The organism is Nocardioides sp. S-1144 (assembly GCF_005954645.2).
GTDB lineage: Bacteria > Actinomycetota > Actinomycetes > Propionibacteriales > Nocardioidaceae > Nocardioides > Nocardioides dongxiaopingii.
Genome location: NZ_CP040695.2, coordinates 2,710,986 through 2,730,661 on the forward strand (window position 1 = coordinate 2,710,986; position 19,676 = coordinate 2,730,661).

The 19,676-nt window shown below is 73.5% G+C and carries 22 protein-coding genes; 7 read left to right on the forward strand and 15 right to left on the reverse strand.

Annotation, left to right across the window (positions count from 1 at the left end):
• Positions 1-516 precede the first annotated feature (516 nt).
• Positions 517-1,074, forward strand: a complete 558-nt coding sequence (locus FE634_RS12610; protein WP_148240654.1) for an ATP-binding cassette domain-containing protein — start codon at positions 517-519, stop codon at positions 1,072-1,074.
• 225 nt (positions 1,075-1,299) lie between these two features.
• On the opposite strand, the gene FE634_RS12615 is transcribed toward FE634_RS12610, so the two are convergent.
• From FE634_RS12615 to FE634_RS12625, 3 genes are read right to left on the reverse strand one after another with little or no spacing between them, the layout of a single operon-like run.
• On the reverse strand, positions 1,300-2,985 hold the full coding sequence (locus FE634_RS12615) for a ribonuclease J (RefSeq protein WP_137292615.1): 1,686 nt from the start codon (positions 2,983-2,985) through the stop codon (positions 1,300-1,302).
• Between the two features lie 48 nt (positions 2,986-3,033).
• Positions 3,034-3,924, reverse strand: a complete 891-nt coding sequence (gene dapA, locus FE634_RS12620) for a 4-hydroxy-tetrahydrodipicolinate synthase (RefSeq protein ID WP_138876079.1) — start codon at positions 3,922-3,924, stop codon at positions 3,034-3,036.
• 4 nt (positions 3,925-3,928) lie between these two features.
• Complete coding sequence (locus FE634_RS12625) at positions 3,929-4,858, reverse strand: TIGR03560 family F420-dependent LLM class oxidoreductase (RefSeq protein WP_138876080.1); 930 nt, start codon at positions 4,856-4,858, stop codon at positions 3,929-3,931.
• Between the two features lie 36 nt (positions 4,859-4,894).
• Here FE634_RS12625 and FE634_RS12630 point away from each other — a divergent pair, with 36 nt between their 5' ends.
• Positions 4,895-5,485 carry a hypothetical protein gene (locus tag FE634_RS12630; RefSeq protein ID WP_138876081.1) on the forward strand — a complete coding sequence of 197 codons (591 nt, stop codon included), beginning with the start codon at positions 4,895-4,897 and terminating at the stop codon, positions 5,483-5,485.
• Positions 5,486-5,517: 32 nt separating this feature from the next.
• Here FE634_RS12630 and FE634_RS12635 read toward each other — a convergent pair whose 3' ends face one another.
• From FE634_RS12635 to gcvT, 6 genes are all read right to left on the reverse strand, one after another.
• Positions 5,518-5,763 (reverse strand): hypothetical protein, encoded by a 246-nt coding sequence (locus FE634_RS12635; RefSeq protein ID WP_138876082.1) that lies wholly within the window; start codon positions 5,761-5,763, stop codon positions 5,518-5,520.
• A gap of 42 nt (positions 5,764-5,805) precedes the next feature.
• A complete protein-coding gene (locus tag FE634_RS12640) occupies positions 5,806-6,285 on the reverse strand; it encodes a dihydrofolate reductase (protein ID WP_137292620.1) in 480 nt (159 codons plus the stop codon).
• Positions 6,285-7,091, reverse strand: a complete 807-nt coding sequence (locus FE634_RS12645) for a thymidylate synthase (RefSeq protein ID WP_138876083.1) — start codon at positions 7,089-7,091, stop codon at positions 6,285-6,287. Before FE634_RS12645 ends, FE634_RS12640 begins: the two co-directional genes overlap by 1 nt.
• A 28-nt stretch (positions 7,092-7,119) precedes the next feature.
• Positions 7,120-7,950: a PhzF family phenazine biosynthesis protein gene (locus FE634_RS12650; protein ID WP_138876084.1), complete on the reverse strand. Its 831-nt coding sequence runs from the start codon at positions 7,948-7,950 to the stop codon at positions 7,120-7,122.
• Positions 7,951-8,048: 98 nt separating this feature from the next.
• Positions 8,049-8,306: a hypothetical protein gene (locus FE634_RS12655; protein ID WP_138876085.1), complete on the reverse strand. Its 258-nt coding sequence runs from the start codon at positions 8,304-8,306 to the stop codon at positions 8,049-8,051.
• Positions 8,303-9,403 carry a glycine cleavage system aminomethyltransferase GcvT gene (gcvT, locus tag FE634_RS12660; protein WP_138876086.1) on the reverse strand — a complete coding sequence of 367 codons (1,101 nt, stop codon included), beginning with the start codon at positions 9,401-9,403 and terminating at the stop codon, positions 8,303-8,305. Before gcvT ends, FE634_RS12655 begins: the two co-directional genes overlap by 4 nt.
• Positions 9,404-9,466: 63 nt before the next feature.
• Between gcvT and FE634_RS12665 the strand changes: the two genes are divergently transcribed.
• Positions 9,467-10,984: a leucyl aminopeptidase gene (locus FE634_RS12665; RefSeq protein ID WP_138876087.1), complete on the forward strand. Its 1,518-nt coding sequence runs from the start codon at positions 9,467-9,469 to the stop codon at positions 10,982-10,984.
• Here FE634_RS12665 and FE634_RS12670 read toward each other — a convergent pair.
• Positions 10,981-11,355 carry a hypothetical protein gene (locus FE634_RS12670; RefSeq protein ID WP_246060553.1) on the reverse strand — a complete coding sequence of 125 codons (375 nt, stop codon included), beginning with the start codon at positions 11,353-11,355 and terminating at the stop codon, positions 10,981-10,983. The two genes, FE634_RS12665 and FE634_RS12670, sit on opposite strands and share 4 nt — an antisense overlap.
• 129 nt (positions 11,356-11,484) lie before the next feature.
• Here FE634_RS12670 and lpdA point away from each other — a divergent pair, with 129 nt between their 5' ends.
• Both lpdA and sucB read left to right on the forward strand, forming a co-directional pair.
• Positions 11,485-12,876 (forward strand): dihydrolipoyl dehydrogenase, encoded by a 1,392-nt coding sequence (gene lpdA, locus FE634_RS12675; RefSeq protein WP_222847576.1) that lies wholly within the window; start codon positions 11,485-11,487, stop codon positions 12,874-12,876.
• Between the two features lie 26 nt (positions 12,877-12,902).
• A complete protein-coding gene (sucB, locus tag FE634_RS12680; protein ID WP_148240655.1) occupies positions 12,903-14,798 on the forward strand; it encodes a 2-oxoglutarate dehydrogenase, E2 component, dihydrolipoamide succinyltransferase in 1,896 nt (631 codons plus the stop codon).
• Between the two features lie 366 nt (positions 14,799-15,164).
• Here sucB and FE634_RS12685 read toward each other — a convergent pair whose 3' ends face one another.
• Both FE634_RS12685 and FE634_RS12690 read right to left on the reverse strand, forming a co-directional pair.
• A complete protein-coding gene (locus FE634_RS12685) occupies positions 15,165-15,623 on the reverse strand; it encodes a tellurite resistance TerB family protein (protein ID WP_137292627.1) in 459 nt (152 codons plus the stop codon).
• A gap of 70 nt (positions 15,624-15,693) precedes the next feature.
• Positions 15,694-16,548, reverse strand: a complete 855-nt coding sequence (locus FE634_RS12690) for a DUF6263 family protein (protein WP_138876089.1) — start codon at positions 16,546-16,548, stop codon at positions 15,694-15,696.
• 86 nt (positions 16,549-16,634) lie between these two features.
• Here FE634_RS12690 and FE634_RS12695 point away from each other — a divergent pair, with 86 nt between their 5' ends.
• Entirely contained in the window at positions 16,635-17,543 is a 909-nt protein-coding gene (locus tag FE634_RS12695) for a TIGR01777 family oxidoreductase (RefSeq protein ID WP_138876090.1), read from the forward strand.
• Here FE634_RS12695 and FE634_RS12700 read toward each other — a convergent pair.
• A complete protein-coding gene (locus tag FE634_RS12700) occupies positions 17,524-17,853 on the reverse strand; it encodes a hypothetical protein (protein WP_138876091.1) in 330 nt (109 codons plus the stop codon). The genes FE634_RS12695 and FE634_RS12700 overlap by 20 nt on opposite strands.
• A 492-nt stretch (positions 17,854-18,345) precedes the next feature.
• On the opposite strand from FE634_RS12700, the gene lipB reads away from it, so the two are divergent.
• The gene (gene lipB / locus FE634_RS12705) at positions 18,346-19,074 is read left to right on the forward strand and encodes a lipoyl(octanoyl) transferase LipB (protein WP_187366701.1); all 729 of its coding nucleotides are present in this window, start codon (positions 18,346-18,348) and stop codon (positions 19,072-19,074) included.
• A gap of 17 nt (positions 19,075-19,091) precedes the next feature.
• Here the strand turns inward: lipB and FE634_RS12710 are convergent, their stop codons facing one another.
• The gene (locus tag FE634_RS12710; protein ID WP_138876092.1) at positions 19,092-19,373 is read right to left on the reverse strand and encodes a DUF3349 domain-containing protein; all 282 of its coding nucleotides are present in this window, start codon (positions 19,371-19,373) and stop codon (positions 19,092-19,094) included.
• The gene (locus tag FE634_RS12715) at positions 19,370-19,675 is read right to left on the reverse strand and encodes a hypothetical protein (RefSeq protein ID WP_137292634.1); all 306 of its coding nucleotides are present in this window, start codon (positions 19,673-19,675) and stop codon (positions 19,370-19,372) included. The genes FE634_RS12710 and FE634_RS12715 overlap by 4 nt, the downstream gene beginning before the upstream one ends.
• Position 19,676: the final 1 nt, after the last annotated feature.

Here is a 19,676-nt window from a genome sequence, read left to right on the forward strand (position 1 = left end):
CCGCGCGCGCGGAGCTGTCGAGCCGGGTGCTCGCGACGCTGCAGGACGTCCGGCCGCTGGTCCGTTGGCAGGCCGAGGAGGTCGCCCTGGCCCGCGTGGACGCCGCGGGGGCCGACCTGGCCCGCGCCACCCGCGGTGCCGCCGGGTGGCTCGCGGTCGGCCGGGCCTGGCCGGTGCTGTGCGCCGGCCCCGGGATGCTCGCGGTCGCCGCGCTGGCCGAGGGGCGGGTGTCGGGCCCGGTGCTCGCCCTGCTCGTGCTGGTGCCGCTCGCGCTGGTCGACGTCGCCACGCCGCTCGCCGACGCCGGCTGCCTGCGCCACGAGACCCGCGCCGCGCGGGCCCGGCTCGACGCGCTGACCACGCTCGACCCCACCGTCGTCGACCCCGACCGGCCCGGCGCCGTCGACGCGGCGGACGTGGAGCTCACCGACGTGGCCGCGACCTGGGACGCCGCGCCCGCGCTGCCGGCCACCTCGCTCGCCGCTCGCCGTCCGGCCCGGCGGCGCCGTCGGGGTCGTGGGCCCGTCGGGGTCCGGCAAGTCGACCCTGGCCGCGGTGCTGGTGCGGTTCCTCGCGCCGACGTCCGGGCGGCACCTGGTGGGCGGCGCCGACGTGGCGGGGCTCCGCGCCGACGACGTGCGTCGCCGGGTCGGCCTGCTCGACGACGACCCGTACCTGTTCGCGACCACGCTCGCGGAGAACGTCCGGCTCGCGCGTCCCGGCGCCAGCGACGAGGACGTGGAGCAGGCGGTGCGCGGCGCGCACCTGGGCGAGTGGCTCGACGCGCTCCCCCGCGGCCTGGCCACCCGGATCGGCGACGGGGCCGAGGCGGTGTCCGGCGGCGAGCGCGCCCGGATCGGCCTGGCCCGGATGCTGCTCGCCGAGCACGACGTCCTCGTGCTCGACGAGCCGACGGCCCACCTCGACACCGCGACCGCCCGCGCCGTCACCGACGACCTGCTGGCCCTGTGCGAGCGCCCCGGCGGCCCGGGCCTGGTGTGGATCACCCACAGCGACCACGGCCTCGACCGGATGGACGACGTCCTGGACCTGACCCCGCACCGAGGAGGTTGAGCAAGCGAGCGCCAGCGAGCGCCGACGAAACCCTGACCCCACCGCGGAGGTTGAGCAAGCGAGCGCCAGCGAGCGCCGACGAAACCCCCGGGCGCCCTCTCCCACGTCGGCGGCGCCGCTCGCGAGGTCTCGACGCGTCGGCTCACGGCCTTCGCAGGCTCAGGCCGTGCCTCCTTGCTCGACCACCGTTGTGACGGCCTGGCACTCGCACGCTCGTGCGAGCCGTCACGCCTCGACGACCACCGGGATGATCATCGGACGCCGGCGCAGGCTGTTGCTGACCCAGCGGCCCACGACGCGGCGGACCAGCTGCTGGAGCTGGTAGGAGTCGGTGTTGCCCTCGGCCAGCGCGGCGTCGAGGGCGTCGATGATCGGCTGCTTGATGGCGTCGAAGGTCTTGTCGTCCTCGGCGATGCCCCGGGCGTGGATCTCCGGGCCGGCGGTGACCTTGCCGCTGACGGAGTCGACGACGACGATGACCGAGACGAAGCCCTCCTCGCCGAGGATCCGGCGGTCCTTGAGGTCGGCCTCGGTGATCCCGCCGATCGAGCTGCCGTCGACGAAGACGTAGCCGCACTCCACCTTGCCGGCGATCGAGGCGACGCCGTCGACGAGGTCGACCACGACGCCGTCCTCGGCGATGACGACGTTCTCGACGCCGGTCGCCCGGGCGAGGTCGCCGTTGGCGAGCAGGTGGCGGATCTCGCCGTGCACCGGCATCACGTTGCGCGGCTTGACGATGTTGTAGCAGTAGAGGAGCTCGCCGGCGCTGGCGTGGCCGCTGACGTGCACGTGGGCGTTGCCCTTGTGGACCACGCGGGCGCCCCACCGGGCGAGCCCGTTGATCACGCGGTAGACGGCGTTCTCGTTGCCGGGGATCAGGCTCGAGGCCAGCAGGACCGTGTCGCCCTCCTCGAGGTGCACGAAGTGGTGGCTGCGCTGGGCGATCCGGCTGAGCGCGCTCATCGGCTCGCCCTGGCTGCCGGTCGAGACCAGCACCTGGCGCTCGGGCGGGAGCTCGGCGAGCTGCTTGGCCTCGACCAGGGTGCCGGGCGGGACGGTGAGGTAGCCGAGGTCGCGGGCGATGCCCATGTTGCGGACCATCGAGCGGCCGACGTAGGCGACCTTGCGGTTGTTGGCGACCGCGGCGTCGAGCACCTGCTGGACACGGTGCACGTGGGAGGCGAAGCAGGCCACGATGATCCGCTGCGACGACTCGCGGAAGACCTGGTCGATGACGGGGGTGATCGACTTCTCGGTGGGGGTGAAGCCGGGCGTCTCGGCGTTGGTGGAGTCGGTGAGGAACAGGTCGACACCCTCCTCGCCGAGCCGGGCGAAGGCCCGCAGGTCGGTGATCCGGCCGTCGAGCGGCAGCTGGTCCATCTTGAAGTCACCGGTGTGCAGCACCAGCGAGGTGCCGGTGCGGATGGCGACGGCGAGCGCGTCGGGGATGGAGTGGTTGACCGCGATGAACTCGAGCTCGTAGGGCCCGAGGATCAGCCGGTCGCCCTCGGCGACCTTGTGGTGCACGGTCTGGCGGAGCCGGTGCTCGCGGAGCTTGCTGTCGAGCAGCGCGAGGGTGAGCTCGGAGCCGACCAGCGGGATGTCCTGCCGCTCGCGCAGCAGGTACGGCGTGGCGCCGATGTGGTCCTCGTGGCCGTGGGTGAGCACGAGCGCCTCGATGTCCTGCAGGCGGTCCCGGATCGCGGCGAAGTCGGGGAGGATCAGGTCGACGCCGGGCTGGTGGTCCTCGGGGAACAGCACGCCGCAGTCGACGATCAGCAGCCGGCCGTCGTACTCGAAGACGGTCATGTTGCGGCCGACCTCGCCGAGCCCGCCGAGCGGGATGACCCGCAGGCCACCCTTCGGCAGCTCGGGCGGGGCGGAGAGCTCGGGGTGAGGGTGGCTCAAGGTGTGTCCTTCGTCGGTGCGGCCAGTCGCGCGGACTGGCGGATGGGACTAGAGGAGTGAGGCGGCGACCAGGCCGGCACGCAGCGCGGCGACCTCGTCGTCGTCGAGCGCCACGAGCGGGGAGCGCACGTGGCGGTGGTCGAGCACGCCGAGCAGCTCGAGGGCCGCCTTGGCGGTGGTGGCGCCGTAGTTGGGGGCGCCCATGATCGCCTCGATCGCCGGCAGCATCGCGACGAAGAGCTCGCGGGCCCGGGCCGGGTCGGTCGGGAACACGTCGTACATCTCGCGGAGCTGGTCGCCGGCGACGTGGCCGGCGACGGAGACGAAGCCGGCCGCGCCGTGCGCCAGCCAGGCCAGGTTGCTGACGTCGTCGCCGGAGTAGACGGCGAAGCCGAGCTCCATGATCCGGACGCCGCGGGCCATGTCGCCGACGGCGTCCTTGACCGCGACCACCGACTCCCAGGAGGCCATCGCCTCGTAGGACTCCAGCGCCAGCTGCGTGCCGGTGCGGCTGGGCACGTCGTAGAGCATCACCGGCAGCTCGGCGGCGTCGACGACCTGCCGGAAGTGGTGCAGGATGCCGCGCTGGCCGGGCTTGTTGTAGTACGGCGTGACCAGCAGGACGCCGTCGGCGCCGCGCTCGCGCGCCTGCCGGGCCAGGAAGAGCGACGTGCTGGTGTCGTTGGTGCCGACGCCGGCCACGAGCTTCACGTCCGGTCCGACCGCCTCCCGGACGGCGGCCAGCGTGTCGCCGTCTTCCTCCTTGGTGGTGGTCGCCGACTCCCCCGTCGTCCCGGAGACGACGAGGCCGTCGTGGCCGTGGTCGACGAGGTGCCGCGCGATCCGTTGGGTGGCCTCGAGGTCGAGCGCCCCGTCGGGGCGGAAGGCCGTTGCCATCGCGGTGATCACGGTGCCGAACGGCGCGGGCGGACGCGTCATGGCCTCAGGCTATCTGGGGGGCCACCTCGGCCGCGATCAGGTCGAGGTGGTCGAGGTCGGCGAGGTCGAGCACCTGGAGGTAGGCGCGCTGCGATCCCGCCTCGGCGTAGGCGCTGAGCCGCTCGACGACCTGGGCCGGGGTGCCGGCCACGGCGTTGGCGCGCAGGTCCTCCAGGTCGCGCCCGGTGGCGGCCGCGCGGCGCGCGACCTCGGCGTCGTCGGCGCCCACGACGACGGTCACGGCGTTCGACCAGGTCATCGTGGCGGGGTCGCGGTCGACCGCCTCGCAGGCCGCCGCCACGCGGGCGAGCTGCGCGGCCGTCGTGGCGACGTCGGCGAAGGGCAGGTTGAACTCGTCGGCGTAGCGCGCCGCCAGGGCGGGGGTGCGGACCTTGCCGACGCCGCCGACGACGACGGGCGGCTTGGGCTGCACCGGCTTCGGCAGGCCCGGGCTGTCGCGCACGGTGTAGTGCGTGCCCTCGTGGGTGAAGCCCGGACCGTCGAGCGGCGTGGCCCACAGCCCGGTGATGATCGCGAGCTGCTCCTCGAACCGGTCGAAGCGCTCCCCCGTGCTCGGGAACGGGATGCCGTACTTCTCGTGCTCGGCGGCGAACCAGCCCGCGCCGATGCCGAGCTCGACCCGGCCACCGCTCATCTGGTCGACCCCGGCGACGGCGATCGCCAGCGGCCCCGGGTGCCGGAACGTCGCGCTGGTCATCAGCGTGCCGAGCCGGATCGTGGTGGTGTCGCGAGCCAGGCCGGCCAGCGTGACCCAGGCGTCGCTCGGTCCCGGCAGCCCGTCGGCACCCATCGCGAGGTAGTGGTCGGAGCGGAAGAACGCCCCGAAGCCGAGGCTCTCGGCGCGCAGCGCGACGGCGAGCAGGTCGTCGTACGTCGCCCCCTGCTGGGGCTCGGTGAAGATGCGGAGGTCCATGCCGCCAGCCTGCCAGGCCGGACTACAGTCCGCCGGGTGATGGCGATGCCGCAGGACGGGTTCTGCTTCCTGGCCACGACCAAGACCGGATCGACGTCGCTCGAGGCGGCCTTCCAGCGGCACGCGCAGCTCCTCGCCCGGCGCCCGCCGCGGATGAAGCACATGACCGCCCGCACCTTCGACGCGGTCTTGGCCCCCGTGCTCGAGCACTACGGGCACCCGCGGGACAGCTACGAGCTGCTGTGCGTGGTGCGGGAACCGGTCGACTGGGTGCACTCGTGGTGGCGCTACCGAGCCCGCCCAGAGGCGGCGGGCACGCCCAACAGCACCGCCGGCGTCTCCTTCGAGGCCTTCGCGGAGCGCGTCGTCTCCGGGGAGGTCCACCTCGGTTCGTGGGTCGAGTTCACCCGGACCCTGCCCGGCCGGCCGGCGGTGGAGCGGATCTACCGCTACGAGAACCTCGACCGCGCCGCCGCGTGGATGGCGGGACGGCTCGGGGTCGCGGTGCCGCAGCTCCCGCGGGTCAACGTCTCACCGCGCTCGGGGTCGGGGATCGCGACGACGACCCGCGCCCTGCTGGAGCAGCACTTCGCCGACGACGTCGCGCTCCACGACGCCGCCCGGTAGGCCCGGGCGGCGGGTGCGGCGACGAGTCCCGGCTAGCCGTCCTGCTGCTTGCGCTGGGAGACGAAGTCGTTCGGCTCGGTCTCGATCATGTAGTTCGGGTCGGCGATGATCGCCTCGACGGTGCGCTGCAGCCAGGCCTCGTCGGCGGTCTCGACCTCGCGCTCGGCGAGCTGCTGCCTGAGGTAGCCCACGAGGTCCGCCTCGGCGGCGATGCCCGCGTCACGCGCCACCGAGGTGGCGTCGACTGCGGCTTGGAGGTCTGCGTCGTAGGAAGCCATGGGGTGATCGTGGCAGGCCCCCTCGGTGGGGGCCACGCCCGGTCAGGTGACCCGCTCGTACCAGGCCCGCTCGTAGCCGTCGAAGCGCTCGCGGTCGGCCTCGCGCCAGACCCGGGGGTCGATCGGCGGGTAGTGGACGTCGCCCTCCGGCTCGAGCGGGACCTCGGTGATGACCTGCTCGGAGGCCAGCGGCATCGCGGCGGCGTAGACCTGCGCGCCGCCGGCGACGATGACCTCGCCCTCCCGCGTGGCCGCCCGGGCCAGCGCGTCGAGCACCGAGCGGGCGACCAGGACGTCGTCGCGCCCCGGGCTCCACGACGGGTCGCGGGTCAGCACGACGGTCGTCCGCCCGGGCAGCGGCCGGCCGATCGACTCGTAGGTCGTGCGGCCCATCACCAGCGTGTGGCCCAGGGTGAGCTTCTTGAACTCCGCCTGCTCGCCGGGCAGCGACCAGGGGATGTCGGGACCGTTGCCGATCACGCCGTTGCGGGCCACGGCGGCCACCAGGATCACGCGCTTCATCAGACGGCGATCGGCGCTCGGATGCCGGGGTGCGGGTCGTAGCCCTCGACGCGGACGTGCTCGAGGTCGAACTCGTCGAGCGCGGTGACCGACGGGTCGAGCACCAGCCGGGGCAGCGGCCGCGGCTCGCGGGTCAGCTGCAACCGGGCCTGGTCGAGGTGGTTGCTGTAGAGGTGGGCATCGCCCAGGGTGTGCACGAAGTCGCCGACCTCGAGCCCGGTCACCTGCGCCACCATGTGGGTCAGCAGCGCGTACGAGGCGATGTTGAACGGCACGCCGAGGAAGACGTCGGCCGAGCGCTGGTAGAGCTGGCACGACAACCGGCCGCCACCCTCCGAGGGCGCGACGTAGAACTGGAACATCGTGTGGCACGGCGCCAGCGCCATCCGCGGCACGTCGGCGACGTTCCACGCCGAGACGAGGTGGCGGCGCGAGTCGGGGTTGGTGCGGATCTGCTCGACGACCTGGGCGATCTGGTCGACGTGCTGACCGTCGGGCGTCGGCCAGGAGCGCCACTGGTAGCCGTAGACCGGGCCGAGGTCGCCGTCGGCGTCGGCCCACTCGTCCCAGATCGTCACGCCGCGGTCCTGCAGCCAGCCCACGTTGGTGTCGCCGCGCAGGAACCACAGCAGCTCGGCGAAGACCGAGCGGGTGTGGACCTTCTTCGTCGTCACGAGCGGGAAGCCCTCGGTGAGGTCGAAGCGCATCTGGTGGCCGAAGACGCTCCGCGTCCCGGTGCCGGTGCGGTCGTCCTTCTCGACGCCCTCGTCGAGGATGCGTTGGACCAGGTCGAGGTAGGCGCGCACCGGCCCAGGCTAGTCCCCGCCGGTCCCGTCAGCGCGAGAGGCCGACGGACCCCGAGATCGTCGTCCGGGTGTCGCCGCCCACCCACACGACGTCCCCGGCCAGCTCCACGTGCACCCGCCCCCGGCGGCCGAGCACGGTGCCCTGGGCGGCGACGTACGACGCCGGCAGGCGGGACCCGGCGAGCCACTGCGCCACGCCGGCGTTGAGGCTCCCGGTGACCGGGTCCTCCGCGGGGCCGTAGCCGGGGCAGAACGCCCGCACCTCGACCGCGCACTCGGAGTCGTCCCGGTGCGGCCCGACGACCCCGACCTTGAGCCCGTCGAAGGCCCCGAAGTCGGGGCGGCAGTCGAGCACCGTCGCGGCGTCGGGGAGCAGCAGCCCCATCCAGCCCGGACCGTTGTCGATCCACGCGGCGTCGACGACGTCCGCGCGCTGCAGGCCGAGCACCCGGACGGCGTGGTCGAGGTCGGCCCGGTCGACCGGGCCGGACCGCGTGAGCGGCGGCGCGGCGAAGGCCAGCCGGTCACCGCGTCGCACGTCGACGAGGCCGGCGCCGCACTCCTGCACCACCCGCTCGGCGGCGGCCGGCACGCCCCCGGCCTCGAGCCACGCGTGCGCCGAGCCCAGCGTCGGGTGACCGGCGAACGGCAGCTCGCCCCCCGGCGTCCAGATCCGCAGGCGGTAGTCGGCCGCCGGGTCGCTCGGCCGCAGCAGGAACGTCGTCTCGGACAGGTTGGTCCACCGCGCGAAGGCGGCCATCTGCTCCTCGGTCAGGTCGTCGGCGTCGTGGACGACGGCCACCGGGTTGCCGAGCAGCGGCTCGGCCGAGAAGACGTCGACCTGGCGGAGTGCGTGCATGCGCGCGACCGTAGCCCAGCGCCGAGCCCGGGTCGGACACCGAGACAGCGTCTCGAGCAGGCCGTGGCCCGTCACGGCACCACACCCCGGGTCGCGGGTCAGGCGTGCAGCGACATCGGGCCGTAGACGCGGCGGTCGTGCTCGAACAGCACGACCTGGTCGACGCCGAGGGCGGCCAGGTCGGCCCAGGTCTCGCCGACCCACGACTCGGCGTCGGCCTGGTTGGCGAAGCGCTGGTCGGCGAGGTCGCCCTCGACGCCGACCTCGGTGCCGGCGGCGTCCTCGAGGCGCCAGGCCCAGGGCCGCTCCTCGACGCTCGGGCGGCGGAAGGTCGGCGGGGCCTCGGGCGGGTTCATGCGTCGCGCACCGAGCTGTCGACGAACGGCAGCTTCACGATCTGGAACAGCTCGCGCCGGCCGCGGACGTCGACGCCGACCTGGGCCTCGGGGTTCACGACGGTGGAGAGCAGCGCCAGCGCGATGCCCTTCCTCAGCGTCGGGGAGAAGGTGCCGGAGGTGACCTCGCCGAGCAGGACGTCGGGGGTCAGGCTGACGCTCATGTGCGGGCGCGGGATGGCGCGGCCGGTCGACTCGAGCGCGAAGAGCCGGCGGCGCGGACCGCGCTCCTTCTCCGCGACGAGCACGTCGCGGCCCCAGAACGCCTCCTTCCGCCAGCCGACGGCCCAGCCGAGGCGGGCCTCGTTGGGGGTGACGTCGAGCGAGATGTCCTGGCCGTGCAGCGGGTAGCCCATCTCGGTGCGCAGGGTGTCGCGCGACCCGAGCCCGCACGGTGCGATGCCGTAGGCCGCTCCGGCGGCCATCAGCGAGTCCCACAGGGCCACGGCGACGTCGTTCGGGGCGACCAGCTCGTAGCCGCGCTCGCCGGTGTAGCCGGTGCGGCACACGACGACGCGGCTCTCGCCGAACGGCGCCTCGACGAAGCTCATGTAGTCGTGCCCGACGGGGAACCCGACGGCCGCGAGCACCTCGTCGGACGACGGGCCCTGCACCGCGAGCACCACGTGGTCGCGGTGCTGGTTCTCGACCTCGACGCCGTCGGGGGCGGCCGCCTGGAGCCGCCGCACGACCTCCGCGGTGTTGGCGGCGTTCGGGATGAGGAACACGCTCTCCTCGCCGCGGTGGTAGGCGATGAGGTCGTCGACGATCCCGCCGGTCGCGTCGTCGCAGCAGAGCGTGTACTGGGCCTGACCCGGCCCGATCCTGGCGAGGTCGTTGCTCAGCGTGGCGTCGACGAACGCCGCCGCGCCCGGCCCGCGCACCTCCGCCTTGCCGAGGTGGCTGACGTCGAAGATGCCGACGGCGGAGCGGACGGCGTGGTGCTCGGCCACGACGCCGGCGTACTCGAGCGGCATGCTCCAGCCACCGAACTCGGCGAACTTGGCGCCGAGCGCCTCGTGCCGGTCGTGGAGCGGGGACCTGAGGAGCTCAGACATGAAACGGAACCTACCGCAGCCTCCCGCCGGGTCGGTGTGGGCGGCGCGGCGTACTCTGCGGCGGTGACGACGTACACCCTGCGCAGCGCCAGCCCCGCCAAGACCCGTGCCGACGCCGTGGTGGTGGGGGTCCTCAGCGGCGACTCCCGCCCCAGCCTGGCGCCCGGCGGCGAGGACGTCCTCGACGCCTACGGACGCCGGCTGGCCCCGCTGCTGGCCTCGCTGGGCGTCACCGGCAAGGCCGGCGAGGTCGTCAAGGTCCCCACGTCGAAGGCGATCGCGTCGCCGGTGCTGGTCCTGGTCGGCCTCGGGCCGTCCGTCACCGCGACCTCCGTCCGGCGCGGCGCCGGTGCCGCCGCCCGCGCGGTCACCAACGCCGCCTCGGTCGCCGTCGCGCTGCCCGCCGACTCCCCCGAGCTCGTCCGCGCCGCCACCGAGGGCTACCTGCTCGGCGGCTACACCTTCACCGCCTACAAGAAGCAGTCCTCCACGAGCACCGCACCGGGCGAGGTCGTCGTCCTCAGCCCGGCCTCGCGCAAGAAGGACGTCGCCGCCGCGTTCGAGGAGGCCCAGGTCCTGGCCCGCGCCGTCGCCGGCGTCCGCGACTGGGTCAACACCCCGCCCAACGACCTGCGGCCGCCGTCGTTCGCCGACGCGGTCGTCGCCGCCAACAAGGCCCGCGGGCGCGGCGCCGCCACGATCACCGTCAAGGTGCTCGACGAGGAGCAGCTCGCCGAGCTCGGCTGCGGCGGCATCCTCTCGGTCGGCGCCGCCTCCGACGCGCCGCCGCGCCTGGTCGAGCTCAGCTACGCCCCGCAGGGCGCCACGACGCACCTGGCCCTTATCGGCAAGGGCATCACCTTCGACACCGGCGGGCTGTCCATCAAGCCGGCCGCCAACATGCACGAGATGAAGTCCGACATGGCCGGTGCCGCCGCGGTCGTGCAGGCCACGTTCGCGATCGCCGACCTCGGGCTGCCCCTCAAGGTGACCACCTACGCCTCGCTCGCCGAGAACATGCTGGGCGGGTCGGCCACCCGGCCCGGCGACGTCGTCACGATGTACGGCGGCACCACCGTCGAGGTCCTCAACACCGACGCCGAGGGCCGGATGGTCCTGGGTGACGCGCTGGTGATGGCGAGCGAGAAGGAGCCGGACGTGATGCTCGACGTCGCGACGCTCACCGGCCACATGGTCGTCGCCCTCGGCGACCGCGTGGGCGGCGTCCTCGGCGACGACGACGTGGTCGCCGCCGTGATGGCCGCCGCCACGGTGGCCGGCGAGGACCACTGGCCGATGCCGATCCCCGAGTTCATGGACGAGCGGATCCACTCCAGCCGGATCGCCGACCTCGCCCAGCACGACTGGATCCGCTGGGGCGGCGGGCTGTACGCCGCGGCGTTCCTGCGCGAGTTCACCGGCGGCCTGCCGTGGGCGCACCTCGACATCGCCGGCCCGGCGTACAACTCCGGCGGCCCGACCGGCCACCTCACCAGCGGCGGCACCGGCGTCGCGGTCACCACCCTGGTCGAGTACGCCCGGACGCTGTCCGAGCACGGCCTCCCGGCCCGCGGGGCCTAGAGCCCGCGCTCGCGCCGCTCGGCCTTGATGCGCGAGTTGTAGTCGCGCATCCGCTGCGGGACGCCGACCACGGCGGCGTCGTAGGAGGGCACCTGGTGCTTGTTGGCGAAGTCGTGCGCCCACGCGACCGAGGGCACCCGGCGCCGGGTCCACTCCCCGTCGTGGGCCACCAGCAGCAGCGTCACCTCGCTCACCGCGGTGCGCGGCTCGACGAACCCCTCGACGCCGCGGCGGGCCTCGACGAACTCGTGGAGGTGCTGCTCGTCGACGCGGTCGGCGGCCCGGACGGTGGTGGAGCCGGTTCGCTGGCCGCCCGTGGGGCGGCTCATCCGCACGCGGGAGCCGCGGCGGAACCGGTCGAGGAAAGCCATGTCCCCAGTCTGCCCTGCGCGCGGCGGTGACCGTGACAGAACCCGCGAGCCCGGTGTTCGCGGGTAGTGCAAAGATGGTCGCCACATGCGCCGGGAGCCCCCGGCGCCGACAGCATCGGAAGGACAAGAGTGGCCGACTTCGACGTGCTCGTCCTCGGAGCGGGTTCGGGCGGCTACGCCTGCGCCCTGCGAGCCGCCCAGCTCGGCCTCTCGGTCGGGCTGGTGGAGAAGGACAAGGTCGGCGGCACCTGCCTGCACGTCGGCTGCATCCCCACCAAGGCGCTCCTGCACGCCGCCGAGGTGGCCGACAGCGCTCGCGAGTCCGAGCAGTTCGGCGTCCGGGCCACCCTCGACGGCATCGACATGCCCGGGGTGAACGCCTACAAGGACGGCGTCGTCTCGCGCCTCCACAAGGGGCTGGCCGGCCTGATCAAGGGCCGCGGCATCACCGTGCTCGAGGGCGCCGGCACGGTCACCGGGCCGCGCCAGGTGACAGTGGCCGGCGAGGTCCACACCGGCCGGCACCTCGTCCTCGCCTCCGGCTCCTACCCCCGCACGCTGCCCGGGCTCGACGTCGACGGCGAGCGCGTCCTCACCTCGGAGCACGCGCTCCGCCTCGAGCGCGTCCCCGCCTCCGTCATCGTCCTCGGGGGCGGCGTGATCGGCAGCGAGTTCGCCAGCGTCTGGCGCAGCTTCGGCGCCGAGGTCACCATCGTCGAGGCCCTCCCCCGCCTGGTCGCCGGCGAGGACGAGGCGTCGTCCAAGGCCCTCGAGCGGGCCTTCCGCAAGCGCGGGATCTCCTTCCGCACCGGCACCCGCTTCCAGTCCCTCGAGCGCACCGACGGCGGCGTCGCCGTCACCGTCACCAGCGGCGACGACGGCGCGCGGACCGACGTGCTCGAGGCCGAGCTGCTCCTGGTCGCGGTCGGCCGCGGCCCGGCCACCGACGGCCTCGGCCTCGAGGAGCTCGGGGTCACGACGGAGCGCGGCTTCGTGCTCACCGACGACCACTGCCGCACCAACGTCGAGGGCGTCTACGCCGTCGGCGACATCGTCCCGGGGCTCCAGCTCGCCCACCGCGGCTTCCAGCAGGGCATCTTCGTCGCCGAGCACATCGCCGGGCTCGACCCGGTCCCCGTCGACGAGACCGGCATCCCGCGCGTCACCTACTCCCACCCGGAGGTCGCCTCGGTCGGCCTCGACGAGGCCGCCGCCCGCACGGCCTACGGCGACGACGGCATCGAGACCGTCACCTACGACCTCGGCGGCAACGGCAAGAGCCAGATCCTCAAGACCCAGGGGTTCGTGAAGCTCATCCGTCGCACCGACGGTCCCGTCGTCGGCGTCCACCTCGTGGGCGACCGGGTCGGCGAGCTCATCGGCGAGGCCCAGCTCATCTACAACTGGGAGGCGCACGCCGAGGACGTCGCCCCCCTGGTCCACGCCCACCCCACCCAGAACGAAGCTCTCGGCGAGGCCCACCTGGCCCTCGCCGGGAAGCCTCTGCACGCCCACTCCTGACCCATCCAGAGGAAGAGCAGCTAGCCATGGCCACCGAAGTCAACCTCCCGGCACTCGGGGAGTCCGTCACCGAAGGCACCGTCACCCGCTGGCTCAAGCAGGTCGGTGACACGGTCGCGGTCGACGAGCCCCTGCTGGAGGTCTCGACCGACAAGGTCGACACCGAGATCCCCTCCCCCGTGGCCGGAACGCTGCTGGAGATCAAGGCCCAGGAGGACGACACCGTCGAGGTCGGCGCCGTGCTGGCCGTGATCGGTGACGAGGGCGAGTCCGCCGGCGACGCCGACGAGTCCGCCGCGCCCGAGGCCCAGCCCAAGGACGAGGGCGAGGCCGAGAAGAAGGCCGAGCAGGAGGAGGAGATCGTCGAGGAGAAGGGCGACCTGCCCGCCGGCGACGAGACCCCCGAGAAGGAGAAGCCCGCCGAGGACGCGCCCGCCGCGTCCGGCGGCGGCGAGGCCACCTCGGTCACGCTGCCCGCCCTGGGCGAGTCGGTCACCGAGGGCACCGTCACCCGCTGGCTGAAGTCGGTCGGCGACGACGTCGCCGTCGATGAGCCGCTGCTCGAGGTCTCCACCGACAAGGTCGACACCGAGATCCCCTCGCCGGTCGCCGGCACCCTGCTCGAGATCAAGGTCGAGGAGGACGAGACCGTCGAGGTCGGCGCCGAGCTGGCCGTCATCGGCGACAAGGGCGCCTCCGCCGCCGACGTCAGCGGCTCCGCCGCGCCCGAGGCCCAGCCGAAGGACGACGGCGAGGCCGAGAAGAAGGCCGAGCAGGAGGAGGAGATCGTCGAGGAGAAGGGCGAGCTCCCCGCCGGCGACGAGACTCCCGAGAAGGAGAAGGCGCCGGAGCCGGAGAAGAAGCCGGAGCCGGAGAACCCGCAGGCGCCGACCGACGCACCCACGTCGTCGAAGGAGCAGGCGCCGGCCCCCAGCGCGCAGTCCCCGTCGACCGGCGAGTCCTCGGAGGGCTCCTCCGACGGCGGCAGCTACGTGACGCCGCTGGTCCGCAAGCTCGCGGCCCAGCACAACGTCGACCTCGCGTCGGTGTCCGGCTCGGGCGTCGGTGGCCGCATCCGCAAGCAGGACGTCCTCGACGCCGCGAGCGCCGCCAAGGAGGCCGCGGCCGCACCTGCCGCCGCCGCTCCCGCCGCGCCGGCCGCGTCGTCGTCCGCACCGGCCGCCCAGGCGCCCTCGGTCACCCCCTCGCCGCTGCGCGGGACCACCGAGAAGATCAGCCGGCTGCGCAAGATCATCGCCGAGCGGATGGTCGACTCGCTGCAGTCGGGCGCCCAGCTCACCCAGGTGGTCGAGGTCGACGTCACCAACGTCGCCCGCCTGCGCAACGCCAAGAAGGAGGAGTTCCTCGCCCGCGAGGGCGTCAAGCTCTCCTACCTGCCGTTCTTCACCAAGGCGGCGGTCGACGCGCTCAAGCAGCACCCCAAGCTGAACGCGACGATCGACACCGACGAGGGCACGATCACCTACTACGACCGCGAGAACATCGCGTTCGCCGTCGACACCGAGAAGGGCCTGCTGACGCCGGTCGTCAAGGACGCCGGCGACCTGTCGATCGCCGGCCTGGCCAAGAAGATCGCCGACGTCGCCGGGCGCACCCGCGCCAACAAGATCGGTCCCGACGAGCTCGGCGGCGGCACCTTCACCATCACCAACCTCGGCAGCGTGGGCGCGCTGTGGGACACCCCGATCATCAACAAGCCGCAGGTCGCGATCATGGGCCCCGGTGCCGTGGTCAAGCGGGCCGTCGTCATCGACGACCCCAACCTCGGTGAGACGATCGCGGTGCGCCACATGGTCTACCTCGCGCTGACCTACGACCACCGCCTGGTCGACGGCGCCGACGCCGGCCGCTTCCTGCAGGACGTCAAGAAGCGCCTCGAGTCCGGCGTGTTCGAGGTCTGACCGACCCGCACCACGCGAGAGCCCCCGTCACTCCTCGGAGTGACGGGGGCTCCTGCGTCGCGGCACCTCATGGTCTCGCCCAGCCACCGGACGTCGAGCAGCGCGCGTCAGAGAGACCGGACGTCGAGCAGCGAGCGCCAGCGAGCGTCGACGAGGCGCCCCACCACCGGACGTCGAGCAGCGAGCGCCAGCGAGCGTCGACGAGACGCCCGGCCCTCCGCTGCCAACCGGCCTGGTCGGCCTGGTCGGCCTGGTCGGCCTGGCCTCGGTCGGCCAGACGTCTCGTCACGCGGGTCGCGACCTCGTCCCTCGGTCGCCCCGCTCGCTCGACGACCGACGATCACGACCTCGCGAGCTCGGTCGTGATCAGAGCTCGAACTCCGAGGGGTCGATGCCGACCGCGTGGCAGGCCTCCCGGACGACGGCCTTCTCCTGGTCGTCGAAGGTGCCGTCGGCGCCGCCGATGATGATGCCGATCTGGATGACCGCGCGGGCCTCGGCCGGCTTCTTCTTGGTCTTGGAGATCACCTGGATGAGCTCGACCTTGCCGAGCTGGTAGTCGGCGGTGAGCTTCGCGCAGGCCTCGTCGAACTTGGCCCGCAGGCTCTCGGGCGGGAAGTTGCCGAGCGCCTCGTTGCTCGTGATGAGGCTGGAGACCTTCTGGCGCTCGGACTCGTCGATGCTGCCGTCGGCGGCGGCGACGAGGGCGCACATCGCCATGCTGGCGTCGCGGAAGCCGCCGCTCTGCAGGTCGTTCTTCTTGGCGAGCAGCTGCTGCTGCATGCCTTCGGTGGACTGACGGAGCTTGGCCCAGAAGGACGGCATGGTGGTTGATGACCTCATTCGTTGCGTCGGGGGTGTCGGACCCTCATCGTGCCCGACCGCTCCCAACCGCTCAGTCGACGGTGGTGCGCACCGTCATCTCGGTCTCGGTGCTGACGGTCTGCTCCTGGCCGCCGGCCTCGACCCGGATGTCGGTGCGGCCGCTGGTGGTGACCTCGCTCGCGGTCAGGTTGCCGACCGTCCCGCGCATCGTGCCGGTCGAGGTGCCGTCGCCGGAGACGACCTCGAAACCCTCTGCCTCGCCGGGCTCGAACTCCTGGGTGACCTCGACCTCGATGACGTACTGGTCGCCCTCGAGGGAGACCAGCTCGTAGGAGGTCGTCTGCTGCACCTCGATGCCGTTCAGCTCGAGCGCGCTCGACGCCGTCCAGGTCGCGCCGGCCCCGAGCTCCTCCTCCGGGAACGCGACCGTGAGCGACGACGACTGGTCGGTGAGCTGCTCCATCGACTGGCGCACGGTGCTGGTCACACCGTCGGGGATGTCGATCTCGCTGTCGGTCACCTCACCGGACGGCGTGAAGGTGGTCGAGCCGGTGACGCCGGTCAGCTCCGACAGGGCGGCCTCGATGTCGGCGGCGGCGGGGTCGTCCTGGTCGGCGACCCGGGACTCGCCGTAGGTCGTGTCGACCCGGATCGCGTCGCCGTCGACGCTCACGACCTCGTTGGTGAGCGTCATCTCGATCGGCGGCACGTCGACGCTCTGGCCCGCGTCGACGTCCTGGTCGAGGGTCATCACGGTGGTCTCGGTGTGACCGACCTCCACGTCGATGACCAGCCGCGCGCGGGGCTCGGCGCCCTGCTCCTGGACCTCGACGACCGGCCCGTCCCCGGGCTCCGGGTCGTCACCGCAGGCGGCGAGGAGGGGGACCAGGGAGGCCACGCAGAGGACGGCGAGGGGTCGCTTCACACCTCGGTCCTACCCGGCTCGGAGGCCGTCCACGCCTCTCCCTCCGGAGGGGGCGGGGCCGCGGGGCGTGTGCGAGGCTGACCGGCATGTCGCTCACGGTCGTCCTCGCCGGCGGATCGGGTTTCCTCGGCGCCCACCTCAAGCAGGAGCTGCGTGCTCGTGGGCACGAGGTCGTCTCGCTGGTGCGCCGCGACACCAGCGCCCGGGACGAGTCGACCTGGGACCCCTACGCCGGCACGCTCGACCGGACCCTGGTGCGCAGCGCGGCCGTCGTGGTCAACCTCGCCGGGAGCCCGACGCTGGGCAACCCGCACTCGAAGCGGTGGGCACGCGAGCTGCGCTCGAGCCGCGTGACGACGACCCGGTTGCTCGCCGAGACGATCGCGCAGGCCGCCACTCCCCCGGCCTACCTGGCCGGCAACGGCATCTCCTACTACGGCGACCACGGCGACCAGGTGCTGACCGAGGTCTCCGACACCCGCGGCCACGCCCTGCTCACCTCCGTCACCCGCGAGTGGCAGGCCGCGACCGAGGCCGCGGTGGCCGGGGGTTCACGGGTCTGCGTGCTGCGGACGGCGCCGGTGATGGACCGCCGCGCCGCGCCGCTGCAGCAGCTGCGCCTGCTGACCAGGGCCGGCCTCGGCGGACGGCTCGGCAAGGGCCGGCAGTACATGCCGATGTCGACGCTGCGCGACTGGGTCGGCGCCGTGGTCCACCTGGCCGAGCACCCGGACGCCGCGGGCCCCTTCAACATCTGCCTGCCGCAGGCGCCGACGAACGCCGAGTTCACCCGAGCCCTGGGCCGGGCGCTGCACCGCCCCACGTTCCTGCCCGTGCCGGCCCCGGCCATCAGGCTCGCCGGCGGGGCGATGGCTCCCGAGCTCCTCGGCTCGCTCAACGTGCGCCCGGCGGCCCTCCTCGACTCCGGCTTCGTCTTCGCCGACGCCGACGTCGAGGCCTGCCTCGCCACGGCGCTCAGCGCGTCGGACGACTGAGGACCGCCGACACCCGCCACCCGGCGTCCCCACCGCCCGGACGCAGCACGAGGCGCCGGGTGCTGACCCGGTCGGCCGGGAGCTCGGTGCCACCGGCCACGGCCCGGGCGAGCCGGTCGGTCACCTCCAGCACGAGCCGCCCCCGGCCCGAGGCGACCACCTCGAGCGCCAGCACCTGCGTGCTCATCTCGGTGACCCGGCGGCCACGGGCGTTCCAGGCCTCCAGCATCGCCACGTCGCGCCGTCCGGCCACCGACCGCCCCGTGTAGAGGCGGGCGAGCGCCGCGGTGTCGCCCGTGGTCCACGCCACGGCCCGAGCCTCGTCCCAGGCCCGCAGCACCCCGCGTGGCCCGCCCGCCTCGTCTGGGCGGGTGGGCGTCGTCGGGGCAACCTCCCGCGTCCGTGGCGGCCCTGGCGGCCCTGGCGGGTCGTGGCCGAGGAGGGTGGGGCCGCACGCGAGGGCCACCCCGCAGAGTGCGCCGAGCAGCACGGCGGTGAGCACCCGCACCACGACCCGAGTCGACATGGGCCCAGCCAACACCGAACCCGGGTCGAGCCGTCGCGGTTCTCCACAGCCTCGGGCCGCGCGCGTGCCATCCTGTCGCGGTGCTGAGCCGACGACGTCTGCTGACCGGTGGCGCCTGCTCTGCCCTCCAGGCACCCGCCCGACGACCTGCGACCGTGGTGGCGCTGCAGGGTCTCGGCTGGAGCATCGACCCTCGCCCTGTACACGACCGCGGGTTCTGGCGCCGCGTGCTGCCGGCCCAGCTGGAGCTGCTGGGTCGGGCGTAGGCTCGTCGGCGTGACCGACCTGTCCTTCCGTGTCGCCGGGCTGGCTCCCGACGCCGTCGACTACCTCGCCGCGTGGGACCTCCAGCGCGAGGTGCACGCCGGTGTCGTGGCCGGTGCGCCCGGCACCGTGCTGCTGCTCGAGCACCCGCCCGTCTACACCGCCGGCAAGCGCACCGAGCAGCACGAGCGGCCCGCCGATCCCGGCGGGGCCGACGTGGTCGACGTCGACCGCGGCGGCAAGATCACCTTCCACGGACCCGGTCAGCTGGTCGGCTACCCGATCGTCCGGCTGCCCGACCACGTGAAGGTCGTCGACTACGTCCGCCGCGTCGAGGAGGCCCTCATCGCGGTGTGCCGCGACCTGGGCGTCGAGACCGCCCGGGTGCCGGGTCGCAGCGGCGTCTGGCTGCGAGCCGGGCACGGCCGTCCGGAGCGCAAGGTCGCCGCGATCGGGATCCGGGTCAGCCGGGGTGTCACCATGCACGGCTTCTCGCTCAACTGCGACGTCGACCTCGGCTGGTACGACCGCTTCGTGCCGTGCGGCATCGCCGACGCCGGGGTCACCACGCTGTCGGTCGAGACCGGCCGACGCGTCACAGTCGCCGACGTCCTGCCCGCCGTGGAGGCGCACCTGCGTCACTACCTCGCCTGGGGGCCCTACACCAGCACGCCCGACTACGACCCGCGTCCCGAGCCGGGTCGGACGCCGCGCATCGAGCTGGTCCGCCCCGGCGCCTGAGAGCCCGGTGTTGCTCGTCAGTCGCGGGGGAACCCGCGGAACGCCAGGTGCTCGCGCACCCGGTCGACGTCGGCGGCAGAGGGCATCGCGTCGGTGACCTTGGAGATCGACACCGCGATGTCGGCGTGGTCGTGCGGCGCGAGGCCGGCCTCCTCCAGCTCACGGGCGATCTCGACGACCTCCTCGTCGCTGAGCCGGCGCCGCAACAGGGCGAGCAGCGGGACGTAGTCCTGGGCCGGCACCCCCGCCGGGTAGCCCTCGCGCAGCCAGGCGACCACCCTGCTCAGCGGGCCCGTCACTTGTCGACCAACGAGGGCACGACGTTCTCGAAGCTGACTTCCTTGCCGAAGCCGGACGCGACGACGATCGTGATGCCGAGCGCGACCCCGGCCAGCACGACCGCGAAGCAGACCGCAGCCCCGAGGCGGCCGACGGGGTGGGGCGCCGCGTGACCGCCCTGGACGGTCTCGGCCGCTCCCCCGGCACCGTGGGCGAGCGAGCGGATGCCGAGGGCGAAGACGGCGGGCAGCCCGGCTCCGAGGAGCAGGCCGATCAGCAGGACCTGCCAGGCGCCCTCGAGGGCGAAGCCGATGTTCTCCATG

Coding starts and splice junctions, on each gene's coding strand:
- FE634_RS12635 (WP_138876082.1), bottom strand. CDS start 5,763: ATGGCTTCCTACGACGCAGACCTCCAAGCCGCAGTCGACGCCACCTCG.
- FE634_RS12685 (WP_137292627.1), bottom strand. CDS start 15,623: ATGCCGTCCTTCTGGGCCAAGCTCCGTCAGTCCACCGAAGGCATGCAG.
- FE634_RS12650 (WP_138876084.1), bottom strand. CDS start 7,950: ATGCACGCACTCCGCCAGGTCGACGTCTTCTCGGCCGAGCCGCTGCTC.
- sucB (WP_148240655.1), top strand. CDS start 12,903: ATGGCCACCGAAGTCAACCTCCCGGCACTCGGGGAGTCCGTCACCGAA.
- FE634_RS12670 (WP_246060553.1), bottom strand. CDS start 11,355: ATGGCTTTCCTCGACCGGTTCCGCCGCGGCTCCCGCGTGCGGATGAGC.
- FE634_RS12715 (WP_137292634.1), bottom strand. CDS start 19,675: ATGGAGAACATCGGCTTCGCCCTCGAGGGCGCCTGGCAGGTCCTGCTG.
- FE634_RS12640 (WP_137292620.1), bottom strand. CDS start 6,285: ATGAAGCGCGTGATCCTGGTGGCCGCCGTGGCCCGCAACGGCGTGATC.
- gcvT (WP_138876086.1), bottom strand. CDS start 9,403: ATGTCTGAGCTCCTCAGGTCCCCGCTCCACGACCGGCACGAGGCGCTC.
- FE634_RS12695 (WP_138876090.1), top strand. CDS start 16,635: ATGTCGCTCACGGTCGTCCTCGCCGGCGGATCGGGTTTCCTCGGCGCC.
- FE634_RS12625 (WP_138876080.1), bottom strand. CDS start 4,858: ATGGACCTCCGCATCTTCACCGAGCCCCAGCAGGGGGCGACGTACGAC.
- dapA (WP_138876079.1), bottom strand. CDS start 3,924: ATGACGCGTCCGCCCGCGCCGTTCGGCACCGTGATCACCGCGATGGCA.
- FE634_RS12655 (WP_138876085.1), bottom strand. CDS start 8,306: ATGAACCCGCCCGAGGCCCCGCCGACCTTCCGCCGCCCGAGCGTCGAG.